This window comes from Amycolatopsis bullii, from assembly GCF_014654205.1.
GTDB lineage: Bacteria > Actinomycetota > Actinomycetes > Mycobacteriales > Pseudonocardiaceae > Amycolatopsis > Amycolatopsis plumensis.
Genome location: NZ_BNAW01000019.1, coordinates 98,894 through 119,223, shown reverse-complemented (window position 1 = coordinate 119,223; position 20,330 = coordinate 98,894). Strand labels below are relative to the sequence as shown.

The 20,330-nt window shown below is 73.8% G+C and carries 8 protein-coding genes; 2 read left to right on the top strand and 6 right to left on the bottom strand.

The window, feature by feature from the left end; genetic code table 11:
* Positions 1 to 110 precede the first annotated feature (110 nt).
* The 6 genes from IE317_RS22140 to IE317_RS22115 all read right to left on the bottom strand — a co-directional run bounded on the left by IE317_RS22140 (position 111) and on the right by IE317_RS22115 (position 17,635).
* On the bottom strand, positions 111 to 12,257 hold the full coding sequence (locus IE317_RS22140; protein ID WP_191312986.1) for a type I polyketide synthase: 12,147 nt from the start codon (positions 12,255 to 12,257) through the stop codon (positions 111 to 113).
* A 65-nt stretch (positions 12,258 to 12,322) separates the two neighbouring features.
* Positions 12,323 to 13,108: an NAD-dependent epimerase/dehydratase family protein gene (locus IE317_RS22135; protein WP_191312984.1), complete on the bottom strand. Its 786-nt coding sequence runs from the start codon at positions 13,106 to 13,108 to the stop codon at positions 12,323 to 12,325.
* A 446-nt stretch (positions 13,109 to 13,554) separates the two neighbouring features.
* The gene (locus IE317_RS22130) at positions 13,555 to 13,992 is read right to left on the bottom strand and encodes a hypothetical protein (protein WP_191312982.1); all 438 of its coding nucleotides are present in this window, start codon (positions 13,990 to 13,992) and stop codon (positions 13,555 to 13,557) included.
* An 87-nt stretch (positions 13,993 to 14,079) separates the two neighbouring features.
* On the bottom strand, positions 14,080 to 14,772 hold the full coding sequence (locus tag IE317_RS22125; RefSeq protein WP_191312980.1) for a response regulator transcription factor: 693 nt from the start codon (positions 14,770 to 14,772) through the stop codon (positions 14,080 to 14,082).
* On the bottom strand, positions 14,769 to 16,019 hold the full coding sequence (locus IE317_RS22120) for a sensor histidine kinase (RefSeq protein WP_229902842.1): 1,251 nt from the start codon (positions 16,017 to 16,019) through the stop codon (positions 14,769 to 14,771). The genes IE317_RS22125 and IE317_RS22120 overlap by 4 nt, the downstream gene beginning before the upstream one ends.
* Complete coding sequence (locus IE317_RS22115; protein WP_191312978.1) at positions 16,016 to 17,635, bottom strand: PH domain-containing protein; 1,620 nt, start codon at positions 17,633 to 17,635, stop codon at positions 16,016 to 16,018. The genes IE317_RS22120 and IE317_RS22115 overlap by 4 nt, the downstream gene beginning before the upstream one ends.
* 222 nt (positions 17,636 to 17,857) lie before the next feature.
* Between IE317_RS22115 and IE317_RS22110 the strand changes: the two genes are divergently transcribed.
* The gene (locus IE317_RS22110; protein WP_191312977.1) at positions 17,858 to 18,628 is read left to right on the top strand and encodes a thioesterase II family protein; all 771 of its coding nucleotides are present in this window, start codon (positions 17,858 to 17,860) and stop codon (positions 18,626 to 18,628) included.
* Positions 18,629 to 19,028: 400 nt separating this feature from the next.
* On the top strand, positions 19,029 to 20,198 hold the full coding sequence (locus IE317_RS22105; RefSeq protein WP_191312974.1) for a right-handed parallel beta-helix repeat-containing protein: 1,170 nt from the start codon (positions 19,029 to 19,031) through the stop codon (positions 20,196 to 20,198).
* The last annotated feature ends 132 nt before the right edge of the window (positions 20,199 to 20,330 follow it).

Here is a 20,330-nt window from a genome sequence, read left to right as displayed (position 1 = left end):
TGTCGTAACGCATTCTTCCGGGCTTCGGGTTTTATGGCGCGCGCGAATTGCGCGGTCCCGTCCCGAACCCGGAACTCGACCGCGCATCCGCGTTTCGCCACCCCGTTCCCCTAGTCGGCCCCCAATTCCTGTTCGATGAGGTCGAAGATCTCGTCGTCGGTGGCTCCGTCGATATCGGCGGGCACGCCGGAGCGCGAATCCACGCCCCACCGCTGGGCCAGCTCGCGCAGGCGCGCCCGGACCTCCTCCGGCGGCGGAGTCCGGTCCAGCGCCCGCTCCAGCTGTTCCAGCTGTTCGTCCAGCGGAGCCGGCGACGCGTACTCGGTGAGCACGCGCTCGCAGAGGTGCTCGGCCAGCGCACGCGGTGTCGGCTGGTCGAACACGATCGTCGCGGGCAGGCTCAGCCCGGTCGCGGAGCTCAGCTCGTCGCGCAGCTCGACCCCGGTGAGCGAGTCGACGCCGAGTTCCTTGAACGGCTTGGCCGCCCGGATGTCGTCGTGCCCGAGCACCCGCGCGGTCGCGGTCCGCACCAGGTCGAGCGCGGCGGGCAGCCGGTCCTCCGCGAGCGCGTCGAGGAGTTTCGCCACGAACGCGGGCGGGCCGCCCGCTTCCGCCGGGGCGGCGGCCGGTTGCGCGGGTGCCGCCGAGGCCTCGGGGAGCTCGTTCAGCAGCGGCCGCGGCCGCGCCATCGTGTAGGCGGGCACGAAGGTGGCCCAGTCCACGTCGGCGCAGACCACCTGCGCGCGGTCGCCGCGGACGGCGCTGCCGAGCACGCCGACCGCCGTCTCCGGCGCCATCACCGGAACCCCGCGGCGCCGGTGCAGTTCCGCGGTTTCCCCGTCGACCATGCCGCCACCGCCCCAGGCACCCCAGGCGATCGAGGTCGCGGCCAGGCCGCGCGCCCGGCGCTGCTGCGCGAGGGCGTCGAGGAACCCGTTCGCGCCGGCGTACGCGGCGGAACCGTGGTTGCCCCACACCGCCGAGACCGAGGAGAACAGCACGAAGGCGTCCAGCGGCTCGTCGGCGAAGAACGCGTCGAGAACCCGTGCACCGCCGAGCTTCGCGCGCGCGATCTCGGCGAACTCGGTGAGCGACAGCTGCTCCAGCGGCCGCGGTTCCTGCGCGACGCCCGCCGTGTGCACGACCGCGGTCACGCCGACGCCGTCGGGCAACCGCTCCGGGAGCGACGTCAGCAACGCCGAGAACGCCTCCTGATCGCCGACGTCGCAGCCGAGGATCGTGACCCCGGCGCCGTGCCCGGTGAGCTCCGCCGCCAGTTCGGCCGCTCCCGGGGCCTCCTCGCCGCGGCGGCTGACGAGCACGAGGTGCTCCGCGCCCTCCTCGGCGAGCCAGCGCGCGACCCGGGCGCCCAACGCGCCCAGCCCGCCGGTGACCAGTACCGCTCCGCGCGGCCGCCAGCCACCCGTGGTCTCGGGACCGAGCGGCGCACGGACCAGCCGGCGCGCACTGGTCCCCGACGCGCGGACGGCGACCTGGTCCTCGCCGTGGCCGCCGGCCAGGACGGCCACCAGCCGCCCGATCCCGGCATCGTCCACATCGGACGGGACGTCGATCAGGCCGCCCCACTGCCCCGGCCGCTCCAGCCCCAGCACCGCGCCCAGGCCCCAGACCGCACCCTGCGCGGCGTCGCCGACCGGCTCCCCCTCGGCCGTCGCGACCGCGGAAGCGGTCACGCACCACACCGGCGGCGCGGACTCGCCGAGCGCGCCCAGCAACGTCACCGTGTCGGCGAGGCCGCGGCTCAGCGGGGCGCAGCGGGGATCGTCGCGCCCGTCCAGCGCCAGCAACGAGAGCACGCCCGCGAAGCGCTGCTGCGCCACGACGGCGGCGACCTCACCGAGCTGGTCCGCCCGCAGCGGGACCACGGCGGCCCCCGCGGCGCGGAGGCCGGCCAGCAGGCGATGGGCCAGCGCGTTCCCGCCCGACGGCATCGGGACCAGCCAGGTGCCGTCGAGGACGGCGGAACCGGCGTCGGGGACGGGCCGCCACTCGATGCCGTACTGCCAGGATTCGGCCATCGCCTCCTGGCGGCGGCGAGAGGGCCGCAGCCAGTACCGCCGGCGCTGGAAGGCGTAGGTCGGCAGCGGAACCCGGTGCACCGGACGCTCGGCGAACCAGCGCCGCCAGTCGGGCGAGGAGCCCGCGACGTGCAGCGTGGCCACCGCGCCGAGCACCGCGGCCACCTCGTCCCGGTCCGCGCGCGAGGCGGCCACGAGCACGGCGGACTCCCGATCGACGGTCTCGGCGGCGAGCGCGGTCAGCACCCCGGCCGGGCCGACTTCGAGGAACCGCGTCACGCCGAGGCCGGCCAGGTGCCCGACGGCGTCGGCGAACCGGACCGTCGCCCGGACCTGCCCGACCCAGTACCCGGGCGTGCGCAGCAGCGCCGGGTCGGCGAGCTCGCCGGTGACCGTGGAGACCACCGGCAGCCGCGGCTCACCGTAGGAGAGCCCCGCGGCCACCCGGCCGAACTCCGCCAGCATGGCGTCCATGCGCGGCGAGTGGAAGGCGTGGCTCGTGCGCAGCCGCTTGGTCCGCCTGCCGTCGGCGGCGAACCGGCCGGCCAGTGCCGTCACGGCGTCCTCGTCTCCGGACACCACGACCGAGGCCGGCCCGTTCACCGCGGCGAGGGACACCGATCCGGGCAGCAGCGGCTCGACCTCGGCCGCCGCGGCCTCGATCGCCACCATGGCTCCGCCTTCGGGCAGCGACTGCATCAGCCGGCCGCGGGCAGCGACCAGCGTGCACGCGTCGTCGAGGGAGAACACCCCGGCCACGTGCGCGGCGGCCAGTTCGCCGATCGAGTGGCCGACGAGGAAACCGGGGGCCAGGCCCCACGATTCGAGCAGCCGGTACAGCGCGACCTCGAACGTGAACAGCGCGGGCTGCGTGTACGCGGTGTGGTCGAGCAACGCGGCGTCGGCGGTCCCCTCGCCGGCGAACATGACCTCCCGCAGCGGGCGGTCCGCGAACCCGCCGTCCGCGCCGAGCAGGGCGTCGAACCGCGCGCAGGCCGCGTCCACCGCGTCGGCGAACACCTCGTAGGCCTCGTAGAGCCGCTCGCCCATCCCGGCGTGCTGCGCGCCCTGCCCGGAGAACAGCCACGCGACCGGTCCGGTGGCGGCGAAGCCGGTGAACACGCCCGGCGCGGTCGTTCCCCCGGCCAGTGCCGCGAGGCCCCGCACCGCCGAGCCGTGGTCTTCGGCCAGCACCACGGCACGGTGTTCGAACGCCGAGCGCGAAGTGGCGAGGGAGAACGCGAGGTCGTCGAGCGGGTGCGCAGCTTCCTCGACAACGGCCAGCAGGCTCGCCGCCTGGGCCCGCAACGCGGAATCGGTGCGGCCCGACAACACCAGTGGCACGGTCCCCGGCACCGCCTCGCGCGCGGCGTCCGGTTCCGGACCGGCGGGCGGCTGCTCGAGGATCACGTGCACGTTGGTGCCGCTGATGCCGAACGCCGAAACGCCGGACCGGCGGGCCCGTCCGCGTTCGGGCCACGGGCGTTCCTCGGCGAGCAGCGCGACCGTGCCGCCGGACCAGTCCACGTGCGGTGTCGGGTCCTCGGCGTACGGGCTGCGCGGCAGCACGCCGTGGCGCATCGCCTCGATCATCTTGAGCACGCCGACGAGACCGGACACGGTCTGGGTGTGCCCGACGTTGGCCTTGACCGACCCGAGCCACAGTGGCTCGGCCCGCTCCCCCTCGCCGTAGGTCGCCAGCAGCGCGTTCGCCTCGATCGGGTCGCCGAGCGTGGTGCCGGTCCCGTGCGCCTCGACGGCGTCCACTTCGGACGGTTCGAGCCCGGCCGCGGCCAGCGCGTCCCGGATCACCCGCTCCTGCGCCCGCCCGTTCGGCGCGGTGAGCCCGTTGCTGGCCCCGTCGGAGTTCATGGCCGAGCCGCGCACGACCGCGAGCACCGGGTGGCCGAGGCGCCGGGCGTCGGACAGCCGCTCCACCAGCACGACGGCCGCCCCCTCGGCGAGGGCGAACCCGTCCGCCCGCGCGGAGAACGGCTTGCAGTGACCGTCCTCGGCCAGCCCGCGCTGCCTGCTGAACGCGATGAACTGCGACGGGGTGGCCATCACCATCGCGCCGGCCGCGACCGCGAGCGAGCATTCGCCGGAGCGCAGCGCGTTCGCCGCCAGGTGCAGGGCCGCCAGCGAAGACGAGCACGCCGTGTCGAGGGTGACCGCGGGACCTTCGAGGCCGAAGACGTACGCGATCCGGCCCGAGGCGACGCTCGCCACGTCCCCGGTGACCAGGTAGCCCTCGTCCCGCTCGGGGTCGTTCCGGTTCGGATCGCCGTAGTACTGGTCGGTCACGCCGACGTAGACGCCGGTCCGGCTGCCGCGCAACGACTCGGGCGGCAGGCCGGCGCGTTCCATGGCCTCCCAGGTGAGTTCGAGCAGCAGCCGTTGCTGGGGGTCGGTCGCCAGCGCTTCCCGCGGGGACATGCCGAAGAACTCCGCGTCGAAGTCGCCGCTGTCGTGCAGGAACCCGCCGGTCCGGGTGTAGCTGGTGCCGGGCCGGTCCGGGTCCGGGTCGTAGACGCCCGCGTTCCAGCCGCGGTCGGCGGGCAGGCCGGACATCACGTCCCCGCCGCGGGCGAGCAGTTCCCAGAGCTGTTCGGGCGAGCCGATCCCGCCGGGCAGCCGGCAGCTCGCCGCGACGATCGCGATCTCGTCCCCGGCCACCGGGGCGGCCGTGGTGCCCGCGCGCGGCCCGGCGCCGGGCTCGGCGCCGCGCGCCAGCGCGAGCAGGTGGTCCGCCAGCGAGGACGGCGTGGGGTGGTCGAAGACCAGCGTGGCGGGCAGCGGGAGGCCGGTCGCCGCACCGAGCCGGTTGCGCAGCTCGACCGACGTCAGCGAGTCGAAGCCGAGGTCCTTGAACGCCTTGCCGAGTTCCAACGCGGACGGGTCGTCGTGGCCGAGTGCCCGTGCGGTGTGGGCCCGCACCAGCTCGGTGACCACCCGCTCCGCTTCCTCCGGGCGCAGGTGCGCCAGCCGGCGCACCAGCGAGGGCTCCTCGGCACCGGACGGCTCGGCCTGCGCCGCCTCGTCGTCCGCACCGCCCAGCCGGGCCAGCAACGGGCTCGGGCGCACCGAGGCGAACGTCGACACGAACCGCGCGCGGTCGAGCTCCGCGATCGCGACCACGGTGTCCCGCCGGTCCAGCGCCTGCCGCAGGCCGGCCAGCGCGGGCTCCGGGTCGAGGACCGGCACCCCGCGGCGCCGCAGCACGTCCTGCTGGTGCTCGGCGATCATGCCGCCGCCCGCCCACGGTCCCCACGCGACGGAAAGCACCGGCAGGCCTTCGGCACGGCGCTGCTCGGCGAACGCGTCGAGGAAAGCGTTGGCCGCGGCGTACGCGGCGTGCTCACCGACGCCCCACGTCGCGGAGATCGACGAGAACAGCACGAGGGTGTCGAGCTCGCGGTCGCCGAGCAGCGCGTCGAGATTCCGCACGCCCGCGACCTTGGCTTCGGCGACTTCGGCGACCTCGGCGACGGTGAGCTCGCCGATCGGCGTCAGCGGCGCGATTCCCGCGGCATGCACGACCGTGCGCACGGGTTCGCCGTCGGCGGCAAGGCCGTCCAGCAACGCCTCGAGCGCTCCGGCGTCGGTCACGTCGCAGGCCGCGATGGTGATCCGCGCGCCCTGGGCGGTGAGCTCGTCGCGCAGTTCGGCCGCGCCGGGGGTGTCGAGGCCGCGACGGCCGGTGAGCACGACGTGGTCCGCGCCCGCGGCGGCGAACCAGCGGGCGAGGTGCCCGCCGAGCCCGCCCGTGCCGCCCGTCACCAGCACCGTCCCGCCGGGACGCCACGGCGTGGCCGGCGCGGTGTCGCCGACCGGGGCGGGCACCAGCCGCCGGGCGAACAACCCGGAGGAACGCAGGGCCAGCTGGTCCTCGCCGTCGAAGCCGGCCAGCGCGGCGCGCAGCCGGGCCGCGGCCCGGCCGTCCAGCACCGGCGGCAGGTCCAGCAGGCCACCCCACCGGCGCGGGAACTCCAACGCCGCGGTCCGGCCGAACCCCCACACCGCCGCCTGGTCCGGGCTGCCGAGCCGGTCGTTCCGGCCGGTGGTCACGGCCGCGCGGGTCAGCACCCACAGCGGCCCGGCCGCCGGGAGGTCGCGCAACGCGGCGGTCAGCTCCACCGTCGCCGCCAGGCCGGCCGTGAGCACGCCGAACCGGGCGTGCGGCCGCTCGTCCATCGCGAGCAACGAAACCAAGCCCGCCGCGGAAGCGCTGTCACACAGGGATTCCGCGAACCACGAGCGGTCGGCCGTGTCCGGCACGCGCACGACGGGCGCCCGCGCGCCCCCTGCTTCGAGCGCGGCCACGACGTCGTCGAGCACGTCGGCACCCTCGGCGGGAGCGAGGACGACCCAGTCGCCGGACAGCCCGGCGCCGCCGGGCCGGACCGGTTCCCATTCGATCCGGTAGCGCAGCGCATCGGCGACGGTCTCGGCGTTGCGGCGGCTGCGCCACGCCGACAGCGCGGGCACCAGCGGACGCACTTCGTCCTCGCCCACCGCCAGGGTCTTCGCCAGCTCCCCGACGTCGGAGCGTTCGACGGCGGTCCAGAACCGCCGCTCCACCGGGTCGGCGCCGGCCGTCGAAGGCTGCTCCGGCGAAAGCCAGAAACGCCGGCGCTGGAACGCGTACGTCGGCAGGTCCACCCGGCGCGGCCGGTGCCCGCCGAACACCGCGGACCAGTCCGGCGTCACACCGCGCACGTACAGCTCGGCCAGCGACGTGTAGAACCGGCGGAGCCCGCCCTCGTTGCGCCGCAACGTTCCCACGACGACCGTGGGACCCGCGCCGAGCTCGTCGACCGTCTCCTGCACCGCCATGCCGAGCACCGGGTGCGGGCTGCTCTCGACGAAGACGCGGAAACCCTGCGCCGCGAGAGCTTTGGTCGCGGCCTCGAACCGCACCGGACGCCGCAGGTTTTCGTACCAGTACCCCGCGTCCAGCGTGGCCGTGTCCGTCCACTCCCCGGTCACCGTCGACAGGAACGGCACCCGCGCCGCGACCGGCTCGATGAACGCGAGCTCGTCGAGCAGCCGCTGCCGGAGACTTTCGACGTACCCGCTGTGCGAGGCGTAGTCCACCGGAACCCGGCGGGCCCTGATCCCGTCGGCCGCGCAGCGGGCCAGCAGCTCGTCCAGCGCGGCGGGCTCCCCGGCCACGACCGTGGCCGTCGGACCGTTGAACACCGCGATGCCGATCCGGCCCGCCCAGACTTCGATCAGCCGCTCGGTGTCGGACGCGGACAGCGAAACCGACACCATGCCACCGTGTCCGGCCAGCTCGTCGTGGATCGCCTTGCTCCGCAGGACGACCACCGCCGCGGCGTCACGCAGCGACAGCGCTCCCGATACGCACGCGGCCGCGATCTCACCCTGCGAGTGGCCGACCACCGCGTCCGGCTCGATCCCGGTGGCCTGCCACAGCGCCGCCAGCGAGACCATCACCGCGAACGAGACCGGCTGGACGACGTCGACCCGCGCCAGCATCGTCTCGTCGCGGAGCGCGTCGGGCAGCGCCCAGTCGGTGAACTCGCTCAGCGCGGCCGCGCATTCGGCCATCCGCGCGGCGAAGACCGGAGCGGTGTCCAGCAGTTCGAGCGCCATCCCGGCCCACTGCGCGCCCTGGCCGGGGAACACGAAGACCGTGCGGCCGGTCACGTTCGCGGTTCCTTCGACGAGCCCGGCCGGCACCACGCCCTCGGCGAACTCCCGCAGCGCGGCCAGGGGTTCCGCACACCCGGCGCCGATCGCGACGGCCCGGTGTTCGGCCGCGAATCGCGTGGTCGCCAGCGAGTGGGCCAGATCGGCCGCCCGCGGCTCGCGCATCGAGGCCACCCGCGAGACCAGGCGTCCGGCCTGGGCGCGCAGCGCGTCCGCGCCGCGTCCGGAAAGGACCCACGGCAGCACCGGTTCGCTCCCGGTGTCCCGAGGCGGCTCCTCGGCCGGCTCCTCGGCGTGTTCGAGCACGACGTGCGCGTTGGTCCCGCTGATCCCGAACGAGGACACCGCCGCGCGCCGGGGCCGGTCGGCGGCCGGCCACGCGCGCGCTTCGCTGAGCAGCCGGACCGTTCCCGCGCTCCAGTCGATCCGGCTCGACGGCTCGTCGGCGTGCAGGGTGCGCGGAAGCGTCGCGTTGCGCATGGCCTGCACCATCTTGATCACGCCGCCGACACCGGCCGCGGCCTGCGCGTGCCCGATGTTCGACTTCAGCGACCCGAGCCACAGCGGCCGGTCGGCGGGCCGGTGCCTGCCGTACGTGGCCAGGAGGGCCTCCGCCTCGATCGGGTCGCCGAGCGTCGTCCCGGTGCCGTGTGCCTCCACGGTGTCGACGTCCTCGGGTTCGAGGCCCGCGTCCGCGAGCGCGGCGCGGATGACGCTCTGCTGCGCCGGGCCGCTCGGCGCGGTGAGCCCGTTGGAGGCGCCGTCGGAGTTGACCGCGGAGCCCCGCACGACGGCGAGCACCGGGTGCCCGGCCCGCCGCGCGTCGGCGAGCCGTTCCAGCAGCAGCACGCCGGCCCCCTCGGCCCAGCCGGTGCCGCCGGCGCCTTCGGCGAAGGCCCGGCACCGGCCGTCCGCCGCCAGGCCCTGCTGCCTGCTGAACTCGACGAAGATGCCGGGCGAAGAAAGCACGGTGGCCCCGCCGGCGAGCGCGAGCCCGCACTCGCCCGCGCGCAGGGAACGCACGGCCGAGTGCAGCGCCACCAGCGACGACGAGCACGCGGTGTCCACGGTGAGGGCCGGACCGTGCAGCCCGAGGGTGTAGGCCAGTCTGCCGGACGCGACGCTCGCGGTGTTGCCGGTGAGCAGGTGGCCCTCGTACCCCTCGGCGCCTTCGGCCAGCCGCGGGCCGTATTCCTGGGACATGATCCCGACGAACACCCCGGTGTCACTGCCGCGCAGCGCCGACGGATCGATGCCCGCGCGCTCGACCGCCTCCCACGAGGTTTCCAGCAGCAGGCGCTGCTGCGGGTCCATGGCCGTGGCCTCGCGCGGCGAGATGCCGAAGAAGTCCGCGTCGAACTCGGCCGCGTCGTAGAGGAAACCACCCTGGTCGGTGGCCGAGCTGCCCCGGCGGCCGTCCGCGGCGCGCAGCGTGCGCAGGTCCCAGCCGCGGTCCTCGGGGAACGCGCCGATCGCGTCCACCTCGTCCGCCACCAGGCGCCACAGCTGCTCGGGCGAGCGCACGTCGCCGGGGAACCGGCAGGCCATGCCGACGATGGCGATCGGCTCGTCCGGCGCCGGCTTCGTCCGCGTGCCGTTCCCGGCCCCGCGTGCCCCGGCCGGCTCGCCCGCGAGCCGCTCGGCCAGGTGCTCGGCCACGGCGTGCGGCGTCGGCCGGTCGAAGAGCAGACCCGCGGGCAGCGCGAGCCCGGTGGCCGCGCTGAGGCGGTTGCGCAGCTCCACCGACATCACGGAGTCGAACCCGGCTTCCTTGAACGTCATCGTCCGGCCGATCGCGTCCGGATCGCCGTGTCCCAGCACCGCGGCGGCGTGCGCGCGGACGACGTCGAGCGGGTCGAGCGACGGCGTGACCGGGACGTCGTCCTCGACGGCGTCGCCGGGCCAGTACCGCTTGCGCTGGAAGGCATACGTCGGCAGGTCGACCCGCCGGGGTGCGCTTCCGGAGAAGACCGCGGCCCAGTCGGGTTCGACCCCGCGCACGTGCAGCTCCGCCAGCGAAGTGAGGAAGCGCGCGATACCGCCCTCGTCGCGTCGCAGCGTGCCGGCGACCACCGACGGGCCCGCGCCGACGTCGTCGAGCGTCTCCTGCATGCCCGCCAGCAGCACCGGGTGCGAGCTCACCTCGACGAACGCCGCGTGCCCGGCGGCGGCGAGCGTGCGGATGGCCGCCTCGAACCGCACCGGCTGCCGCAGGTTCGTGTACCAGTACCGAGCGTCCACAGTGGCCGTTTCGATCCACTCGCCGGTCACCGTCGACAGCCACGGCACCCGCGGGACCCGCGGTTCGAGCGCGCCCAGCTCGCTCGTGAGGCTTTCCTCGATCTTCGCCACGTGCACCGAATGCGAGGCGTAGTCCACCGGAACCCGCTTCGCGCGCACGCCGTCGGCCTCGAAGCTCGCGACCAGTTCGTCCAGCGCCGCCGGTTCGCCCGCGACGACGACCGACGACGGGCCGTTGACCGCCGCCACCGTGACCGGCGACCCGGCGATCCGCGCCGTCACCTCGCGTTCGGACAGGCCGATCGAAGCCATGCCGCCGCTGCCGGCCAGCTGTTCGCGGATCACCCGGCTGCGCAGCACCACGACCCTCGCCGCGTCCCGCAGCGACAACGCGCCCGCCACGCAGGCCGCGGCGATCTCGCCCTGCGAGTGCCCGACCACCGCGGCCGGGTGGATCCCGTACGACTCCCACAGCGCGGCCAGCGACACCATCACCGCGAACGACACCGGCTGCACCACGTCGACCCGCTCCAGCAACGCGGGATCGGCGAGCGCGTCCGTCAGCGACCAGTCGACGAGCTCGGCGAACGCGTCCGCGCACTCCGCCATCCGGGCCGCGAACACCGGCGCGGAGCCGAGCAGGCCGACGGCCATCCCGGCCCACTGCGCGCCCTGGCCGGGGAACACGAACACCGTCGGGCCCGACACGTCCGCGACGCCGCGGATCCCGGCCGCACCGCCCTGCCCGACGGCGCGCACGGCGGCGGCCAGCTCGGCGCGGCCGGCTCCCACGACGGCGGCGCGGTGCTCGAACGCCGAGCGGGTGACCGCGAGCGAGAAGCCGATGTCGGCCGCACTGACCTCAGTGGATTCCGCGTATTCGCCCAGCCGGGCCGCCTGCTCCCGCAGCGCGGCCGCGGAGCGGCCCGACACCACCCACGGCACGACCGCGGAGGAGTCGTCCCCGGTGGCGGTGGCGGGGGCCGGCTCGCCGGATTCGGCCAGCACGACGTGGCAGTTCGCCCCGCCGACGCCGAACGAACTGACGCCGGCGACGAGCGGGCGCCGCTCGCGCGGCCACGGCTCGGTACCGCGCTGCACCTCGATGTTCGCGGTGTCCCACGGGATTTCCGGGTTGGGCGTCTCGAAGTGCAGGCTCGGCACCAGCTTCCGGTGGTGCACGCACAGCACGGTCTTGAGCAGCCCGGCGATCCCGGCCGCCCCCTCCAGGTGCCCGATGTTCGTCTTCACCGAACCGACCCGTACCGGGGCGTCCCCGTGCTCGCCGAGCGCGGCGCCCAGCGCGGCCGCTTCGATCGGGTCGCCGGTCCGCGTGCCGGTCCCGTGCAGCTCGACGTACTGCAGGGCAGCGGGTTCGACGGCCGCGCGGCGGACGGCGGCCCGGATCACCCGTTCCTGCGCCGCCGCGCTCGGGACCACGAGGTCCGCGTCGTCGCCGTCGTGGTTCATCGCGCTGCCGCGCAGCACGCAGTAGATCCGGTCGCCGTCCCGGCGCGCCCGGCGCAGCGTCTTCAGCACGACAAAGCCGCCGCCTTCGCCGCGGACGAAACCGTTCGCGCGCGCGTCGAACGTGTGGCACCGGCCGTCCGGCGACAGCCCGCCGAACCGTTCGAGCGTCAGCGCGCTCTCCCAGGTCAGGTTCAGGTGCACGCCCCCGGCAAGAGCCACTTCCGACTCGCCGCGGCGCAGGCTCTCCGCGGCGAGGTGCACCGCCACCAGCGACGACGACTGTGCCGTGTCGACGGTCAAGCTGGGCCCGGTCGCGCCGAGCGCGTGGGAGAGCCGGTTGGCGATCAGCCCGCGGTGCAGCCCGGCCAGGCTGTGGTGGGTGAGCGCGTCCGGGCCGTGCTGCCGGGTCACGGCCGCGTAGTCGTCGGCGATGGCACCGACGAACACGCCCGCGGCGGTGCCGCGCACGGCGGCGGGCACGATGTGCGCGTCCTCCAGCGCTTCCCAGCCCAGTTCGAGCGTGAGCCGCTGCCGCGGGTCCATCGCGACGGCCTCGCGCGCGGAGATGCCGAAGAACCCGGCGTCGAACCGGTCGGCGTCCTCGATGAACCCACCGGCCCGCAGCGGGGCGCCGGCAACGTCGTCCGGCGGCGCATCGGGGCCCCACCGCCACGGCGGCACCGTGCCCACCGCATCGACCCCGCCGGTGAGCAGCCGCCAGAACGCCGCGGGGCCGTCCGCACCGGGGAGGCGGCAGGACAAGCCGACCACGGCGAGGAAATCCTCGTCCCGGCCGTCACCGGGAAAGCCGTCAGACACGGTGGTACCCATGGCGGCGAGTATCCGGCAGCCGCACCGGCCGCCCGGGCCCTCGGGAACGAGGACTAAGTGAACTCCTACAGCGCTTGCGGCGTGCGCGCCGGCCCGGCCACCCGCGCGCAGAGCACGTCGAGGTACTTGTCCAGCAGCCGCGGCAGGTAGTCCTCGCCGAAGCCCAGCCCGGCCCACTCCGGGACCAGCCGGCGCAGCCGGTCGGTGTTCGTGGGCATGCTCACCACCGGCACGTCCACAGTGGTCCGTTCCGCCACCACGCCGAGCCGGTCCTCGATGCTGTCGACGATCCGCTCGATCGGCTCCAGCACCCCGGAGGCCACGTTGATCACCTCTTGCCGGACGCCGCTCGCGAGCACCCGGTCCAGCGCCAGCAGCAGGTGTTCCACGTCGAGCAGGTCGCGGTGGGCGTTGCGGTGCACGGTCACCGAACCGCCGAGGATCTGCCGCCCGAGCGACGGGATCAGCTGGTGGGGCCGCTGTCCCTCGCCGACGATGTGGCTGAGCCGGAACGCGAGGTAGTCCACGCCGGACCGGGCGAGGATCTCCTCCAGCCCGAGTTTGTGCCTGCCGTAGGCGGAAACCGGGTAGACCGGACCTTCCACCAGCCCCGGGCAGTCGTGCGTGCCGTACATCGAGTCCGATGCGGTGGAAAAGAACACGACCGTGCGGCCGGCCCGCCGTGCGCGGCGCACGACGTCGTAGACCAGCGCCGCTTCCCGGTCGAAGTCCGCCAGCGTCGCGGACGTGGTCTTGGTGACGCCCGCCGCGATGGCCGTGACGTCCGCATGGCGGTCGGCGAACGAGCGGGCGAGGTGCCGCGAGAGGAAGCCGTCTCCGATGATCTCCACAGGCCATTCCGTTTCGTCGGTGGCCCCGACGCGGTGGCGGGGCGGGCGGGTGACTCCGCCGACACCCGGGTTCTCGCGGAAGCGGCACGAAACCGCTTCGCGGCAACGTGGTCCCGACATCGGCGGCAGGCGTCACGACCGGCGGCGACGAGCCCGTGCCGGACCGGCATCCGCGATGCCCGCGCCACGCCACGGCCGCATCGTTCGATCGGTGACCCGACCGAGTCTCACGGGGCTTCGCGCTGCGTGTCAAAGAGACCTACGAGAATGACTAGACGATCGGAATCCGCGCGGCCGCCCGGAAACGGGCGGGCGACCGGCGAGGCGGCGCAGCACGAGGAGGGACCACCGGATCGGCGGTCCCTCCTCGTGTTCCACGCCGGGCAACCACCGGCGAAGTGGCCCGCCGGCGGCATGGCGGAAGGTGCCCGGCACGTCCTTGGCGGTTACCGGCCGGTTTGGGGCGAGTTCGCGGCGCTGAGCCAGTCGGTCAGCAACCGGAACCACCGCTGGTTGTCGGTGCGCTCGCTGAACCAGCGGTGGTTGAGCAGCAGGTACGCCTCCTCGCCGCTGGTGCGGCGGATGATCACCGGAGCGCCGGCCTTCTTCAGGCCACCGCCGAGGAACCGGCCGTACAGTTCGGTGAACTCGTTCGTGATCGCACTGACCTCGCGTGGATACAGCGTGACGTCGCCGTTGTCGTCCCAGCTGCCGAGGACGAGCCGGTCGGAGTAGAGCATCGCCGTACCCCGGTGGGGGAAGATCGCACGCTGGTTGATCGCGGCCTTGGCCTTGTCCGCCAAGCCCATGGCTTGCAGGTCGGCCGCGGTCGCGCCGTAGTACTCATCCTTCGCGAGCAGGCTGTTCGGGTTGCCTTCGGTCATGGCCCCAGTCTTGATCGGCTACGTCCGCTCGTACAGGCCACGATCGGCTAGCACCACCTGCCGAAGGTCTAGGGGTGCGCGGGCCGGTTACGACTTTGGTCGGTGTTGCCCGGCGTCGTGCGCGAGCAACGCGATCTGCACCCGGTTGTTCAGCCCGAGTTTGCCGAGCAGCCGCGTGACGTGCGCCTTCACCGTCGGCAGGCTCATGTAGAGCTCCTTGGCGATCTCCGCGTTGGTTTTCCCTTCGCCGATGGCGTTCGCGACCTGCCGTTCGCGGTGGGACAGTCCGGCCAGTGCCGTCGCCGCGGCCCGCTGCCGGGCGGATTCCGCCGACTCGGTGTCGTCGGTGACGTGGTTGATGAGCTGCCGGATGACGCTCGGCGAGAGGATCGGGTCGCCGGCCGCGACCCGCCGGATGGCGTCCACGATCTCCGCCGGCGGGGTGCGCTTGAGCAGGAAGCCGCCGGCCCCCGCCCGCAACGCGCGCAGCACGTGGTCGTCGCTGTCGAGGGTGGTCAGCACGATGACCTCGATCCCGGGATCCTCCTTGCGGAGGCGCTCGGTGGCGACGAGACCGTTCGTCCCGGGCATGCGGATGTCCATCAGGACCACGTGGGGCGCGGTTTTCTCGACGGCGGTGGGCACTTCGCCGCCGTCGGCGGCCTCGCCGACGATCTCCAGGTCGGCGACGCCGCCGAGCATCGTCCGCAACCCGCTGCGGACCAACGGGTCGTCGTCGACGATCAGCACCCGGACCGGTGGGCTCTGCGGCTGGCTCATGACGGCCAGGGTAGCCAAGCCCGGATGCGGAACTCCCCGGCCATGGTGCGGCCGTGCTCGAAGCGCCCGCCGGCGAGGCTGGTCCGTTCGCGCAGCCCGGTCAGCCCCACCCCGGAGCCCGGCAGCGGCGCCGCGCCCTTCGGACGGGCGCCGGACCCGGCCAGCGCGTTGCGCATGGAGATCTCCACCCCGTCCTCCGGCGACCCGTGGATCGCCAGGTGCACGACGGCCTCCGGCGCGTGCTTGCGCGCGTTCGTCAGGCCCTCCTGCACGATCCGGTAGGTGGTCCGGCCCAGCAGCGCCGGAACGCCCTCGAGGCCGGTGATCGCGTCGTCGAACTCGATCTCGGTGCCGACCGCGCGCGCCTCCTCGACCAGCGACGGCACGTCGGCCATGGTCGGCTGCGGGCCCTCCTCTTCCGGTTCCGTCTCCCGCAGCACGTGGATGACGCCCTGGAGGTCGACCAGCGCCTGGTACGCGCTGGCCCGGATGACCCCGGCCGCCTGGCTGATCTCCTCCGGCGGGGCGTCCGGCCGGAACTCCAGCGCGCCCGCGTGCATGCTCAGCAGCGAGAGCCGGTGCGCCAGCACGTCGTGCATCTCCCGGGCGATGCGCTCCCGCTCGCGCAGCCTGCCCTGGCTGACGCGCAGTTCCTGCTCGGCCTCGGCCCGCTCGGCCCGTTCCGCCAGCGACACCACGAGCTGCCGCCGCGCCCGCACGCCCATCCCCCACACCACGGCGAGCACGCTGAGCGCCGCGGCGATGCCGACCGCCATCCAGTACACCAGCGGCGTGTCCGGCTCCAGGCGGTAGATCCGGAACTGCACGAGCGGCGAGAGCACGCCCAGCACGAGCAACGGGACCACGGTGGCCGTCTTGCGGTGTACGGCGACGGTGAACAGCGCGATCGCGCTCGCCCCCGACGCGTGCGGGAACCAGACCGACAGCACCATGAGCACGAACGCCAGCTGCACCGGCCACCGCCGCCGGAACCACAGCGAGAGGCAGGCGGCGGCCGAGACCGTCAGGCTGAGCGTCACCGAGATCGAGGGGGCCGCGTCCGGGTCCCGCACCCACAGCGACACCACGCCCATCACGAAGGCGAACAGCACGCACAGGCCGTCGGTCAGCCAGTCGCGCAGCGAGCGGCGCGCACGGCCGCCGCCGGGATGGGCGGTGGCCTCGAGGGTCGCCGGCAGCATCGCCGGGTACTCGGGTCCGCGCGTGGCGGGCCGGTCCGCGCTCATCGGGCCTCCGGCTCGGGTTCGGGGGCCTGCTCACCGACCACAAAGGGCGCCAGCAGCCCGGGGACGGCCTCGCCGGCGAACGCCAGGCCGTCCGGGAACCCGACGTCACGCACGTGGTACGCGCCGCCCTTGCCCGCCGCGGTCACGGCGCTGACGGTGACCAGCCCGGCCAGGCGCTGGCCCGGCGAGCGGGAGATCCGCCACCCGATCACGCCGTCCCGGCGCAGTGCCACGGTGTGCCGCCGCAGCGTCCCGTACCGGGTGACCAGGTAGTCGCCGGAGACTTCGTGGCCGAGGGCCCGGTAGGCGTCGACGCCGAGCAGCACCGCGATCAGCACGCCGGCCACCGCGACGATCCCGGCGGCGGGCAGCACGTCGGGTGCGACGGTCCAGCCGAGCACCGCCAGCGCGACCGCGGGCACGAGCGCGGCCGCCACCGAGCGGAGCAGCCGACATCGCAGCGCGGCACGCGGGTGCGAACGCAGCGGCGTGGTCGCCGTCGGCGACGGCGACTGTTCGGCGATCGCCCCCGCGATCCGGTCGGCTTCCCCGCGCGGCACGGCCGGGGTGACCACCTGCATGCCCGTGTAGTCGTCGTCCGAGCTGCCGAGGCCGGTCGCGATCACCTCCACCCGGCCGGCCCCGAACAGCCGCAGCGGCAACGGTTGCGTCACCTCGACCCCGCGGATGCGCCGCCGGTCGATCGCGATCCGGCGGGTCGTGACCAGACCGCGGCGGACCCGGTAGGTGTAGCGCCCCTCGACCTCGAACCGGTAGCGCCACCACTGCTCGCAGAACAGCAGCAGGCTGCTCAGCGCGCTGAGGACGGCGAAGACGCCGCCGAACGAAAGGATCACCTGCGCGGGTGAAGCCTCCCGGAAGAACCGGGCCAGCCAATCGAAAACACCGTCGAGGGTCAGGCCGAACCAGTCCGCCACCCGGGTCGCGAGCGCGACGATCCCGACGATCGCCAGCCCGCCCCACATGGTGAGCGGCGCGTAGCGGATCCACGACCACCGCAGTGCGGCGATCGTGCCGTCCTCGGCCGTGCCGCGCGCGGAGTTCTCCGCCGACGCGTCGGCGCCCGCGAGCAGCTCCGCCTGCAGGGCGAGCGCGTCTCGCTTCGCCAGCGCGGAGAGCTTCACTTCGTGGTCTTTGCCGTGCGACCCGCTGCCCGTACCGACGCGCACGACGACGAGCGCGAACAGCTGCTGCGCCGGCCCGGCGGTCAGGTCGACCCGGCGCACGCGTTCGCGCCGGATCGACCGGTGCCTGCGCAGCACCAGCCCCTTGCGCAGCTCGAACACCTCGCCGGTCAGCCGGAAGCGGGTGGTGAGCAGCTGGACCATCTCGTACCCGGTGACCGCGACGAAGGCGACGCTGACCATCGCGAGCTTGTACAGCGACGCGACCTGGAGGTCACCGCCGGTCCACAACGCGTACGCCCCCAGCGAGGCGGCGGGCGGCACGAGCCATTTCAGGTGCACGCCGAGCATCCGGAGGTTCAGCCGCCGCCAGCCGTCGCCCGGCCCGGCATCGGCCGGACCGGAGTTTCCGGCCGGCTCCACCGCGGTTTCCCCGGCCCGGGTCCCGGTTTGTCCCTGCCCTTCCGGCATGCCGCCCACCCCCCAGTGATCACTGGGCACGACGATAGCAAACCGGACGATCTCGCTGTAACCGCCGGAACACGCGCCGGAGTCGCCCGCTGAGCAGATCTCCCGCCGAGCGCAAAAGACTAGGGTTTTCGCCCGCGGTCCGGGCCCGGGGTTGCCGGTGCGCCCGGCCGCGCAGGAAGGTCGGGACATTCCCCCGTACCCCAACGCAGGAGAGTGACTTCCGTGGCGGACAACGCGGAGGCGCAGCCGTGGATCCGGCGCTACCACCCGATCCCCGACGTGCCGGTCAACCTGGTCTGCCTGCCCCACGCCGGCGGCTCGGCGAGCTACTTCTTCCCGGTTTCCCGTGCGCTCGCGCCGCGGGTCGGCGTGCTCGCCGTGCAGTACCCCGGGCGCCAGGACCGCAGGCACGAGCCCGGCGTGCCGAGCATCGGTGCGCTCGCCGACGCGGTGACCGAAGCCCTGCGGCCCCACACCGGAACCCCGCTGGCGATCTTCGGCCACAGCATGGGCGCGACGCTGGGGTTCGAGGTCGCGCTCCGGCTGGAGAGCGCGGGCGTCACCCCGCTGGCCCTGTTCGCCTCGGGACGCCGGGCGCCGTCCTGCCACCGGGACGAGCGGTACCACCTGCTCGGCGACCGCGAGTTCGTCGCCGAGATCAAGTCGCTCAGCGGCGCGAACACGCACCTGCTCGACGACGAGGAACTGCTGGCGACGGCGCTGCCCGCGCTGCGCAGCGACTACCGGGCCGCCGAAACCTACCGCTACGAGCCGGGTCCCCCGCTGCACTGCCCGATCCACGCGCTGGTCGGCGAATCGGACCGGAAGGCGACCGTGGCGGAGGCCCAGGCGTGGGCCGGCCACACGACGGCGGAATTCACCCTGCACACCTACCCCGGCGGCCACTTCTACCTCGACGAGCAGGCCCCGCGCGTCCTGGACGTGATCACGCAGGCGCTGACCGCACGCCACCTTTCGAACACCGGGAAATAGCCACAAGTCGCATTGACGGCGAGAACGCGGAACCATCGGCGGCCTCGTTCGAGACCGTTGCCCCTAGGCACGGACCGGGTACCGGGGCTTCAATGAACGGGACGCACCGAGCACGGGAGTACGGCCCGGAATTCGGAGCGCTGTGCCATCCCTTAGGGATACCAGCGCTGGCGCGGCAAAACAGGAGACCCCCAGCTGTATTGTCGCGTCAGCGCGCCCGGCCCCCACGCGCCCCCAGCCCTCGCGCGCTCTGAAAGCGTTTTCAGTACAGACGACCCGCTTGGCCCACTCGGGCCGCCGCCACCCGGTGCTACCGTCGCCTCACCGAAGGCCCGCTCCGACTGGGAGCGCTCTCAGGCCTTCGGTGTCCGGCACTTTCCCGCCCGCAAGGAGGCGTGCAATGGGTTCGTACGGAAGCATTGCCCACAAGAAAGCGCTTGCTGTGAGCGCCGCGCTGGTCACGATCGCCGCGCTGGCCCCGCCGTCCGCCGCCGCCGCGGCCACCACCCTCTACGTGGCGCCCAACGGCAAGGACTCCGCCGCCGGCACCCAGGCGGACCCGACCACCCTGCCCGCGGCGCTCACCCGGATCGATTCCGGTGGCACCATCTCGCTCCGGGGCGGCACCTATTCCTACAGCCAGACCGTCACCATCGCGCCGGGCAACAACGGCACCTCCAGCGCGCGCAAGACGCTGTCCGCCTACCCCGGCGAGCAGCCGGTGCTGAACTTCTCGGCCATGAAGGAAGACCCGGCCAACCGCGGTCTCGCCGTCAACGGCTCGTACTGGCGCATCGCCGGCATCGTCGTCGAACGGGCCGGGGACAACGGGATCTTCGTCGGCGGGAGCAACAACGTCATCGAACGCGTCGTCACCCGGTTCAACCGCGATTCCGGGCTGCAGATCTCCCGGATCGCCTCGAGCACGCCGAAGGACCAGTGGCCGTCGAACAACCTCGTCGTCAGCTCCGAATCGCACGACAACGCCGACTCCGACGGCGAGGACGCCGACGGGTTCGCCGCGAAGCTCACCGCGGGCCCCGGCAACGTCTTCCGGTACGACGTCTCCCACCACAACATCGACGACGGCTGGGACCTCTACACCAAGACCGACACCGGCCCGATCGGCCCGGTGACCATCGAGGACTCCCTCGCCTACGCCAACGGCACCCTCAGCAACGGCACGGTGAACAAGAACGGCGACCGCAACGGCTACAAGCTCGGCGGCGACAAGATCGCGGTCAACCACATCGTCCGGCGCGACATCGCCTACCGCAACGGTCACCACGGGTTCACCTACAACAGCAATCCCGGGTCGATGACCGTTTCGGACAACGTCGGCATCGACAACGCCGAACGCAACTTCTCCTTCGACACCGGCACTTCGGTGTTCCGCAACGACACTTCGTGCCGCTTCGCCAGTGGCGGCTCGAACGACAAGACGGTCGGCAACGTCGACAGCTCGGACCAGTTCTGGACCGGCAAGAACGGGTCACGGTGCTCGTCCTACGCCGGCACGATGAAGTGGTCCTTCGCCTCCGACGGCCGGCTGGTGGTCACCTTCGGCTGACCCGGCCGCGTGGTGGGCCGGCCGGACCGCCGGCCCACCACGCACGGTGACCGGCGTCACCCGATCCTGTCGAAAAGCTGTGAACCGGACAGACCCGGCACTCCCGGCGCGGCCCACGCGTTCTTCCAGGTG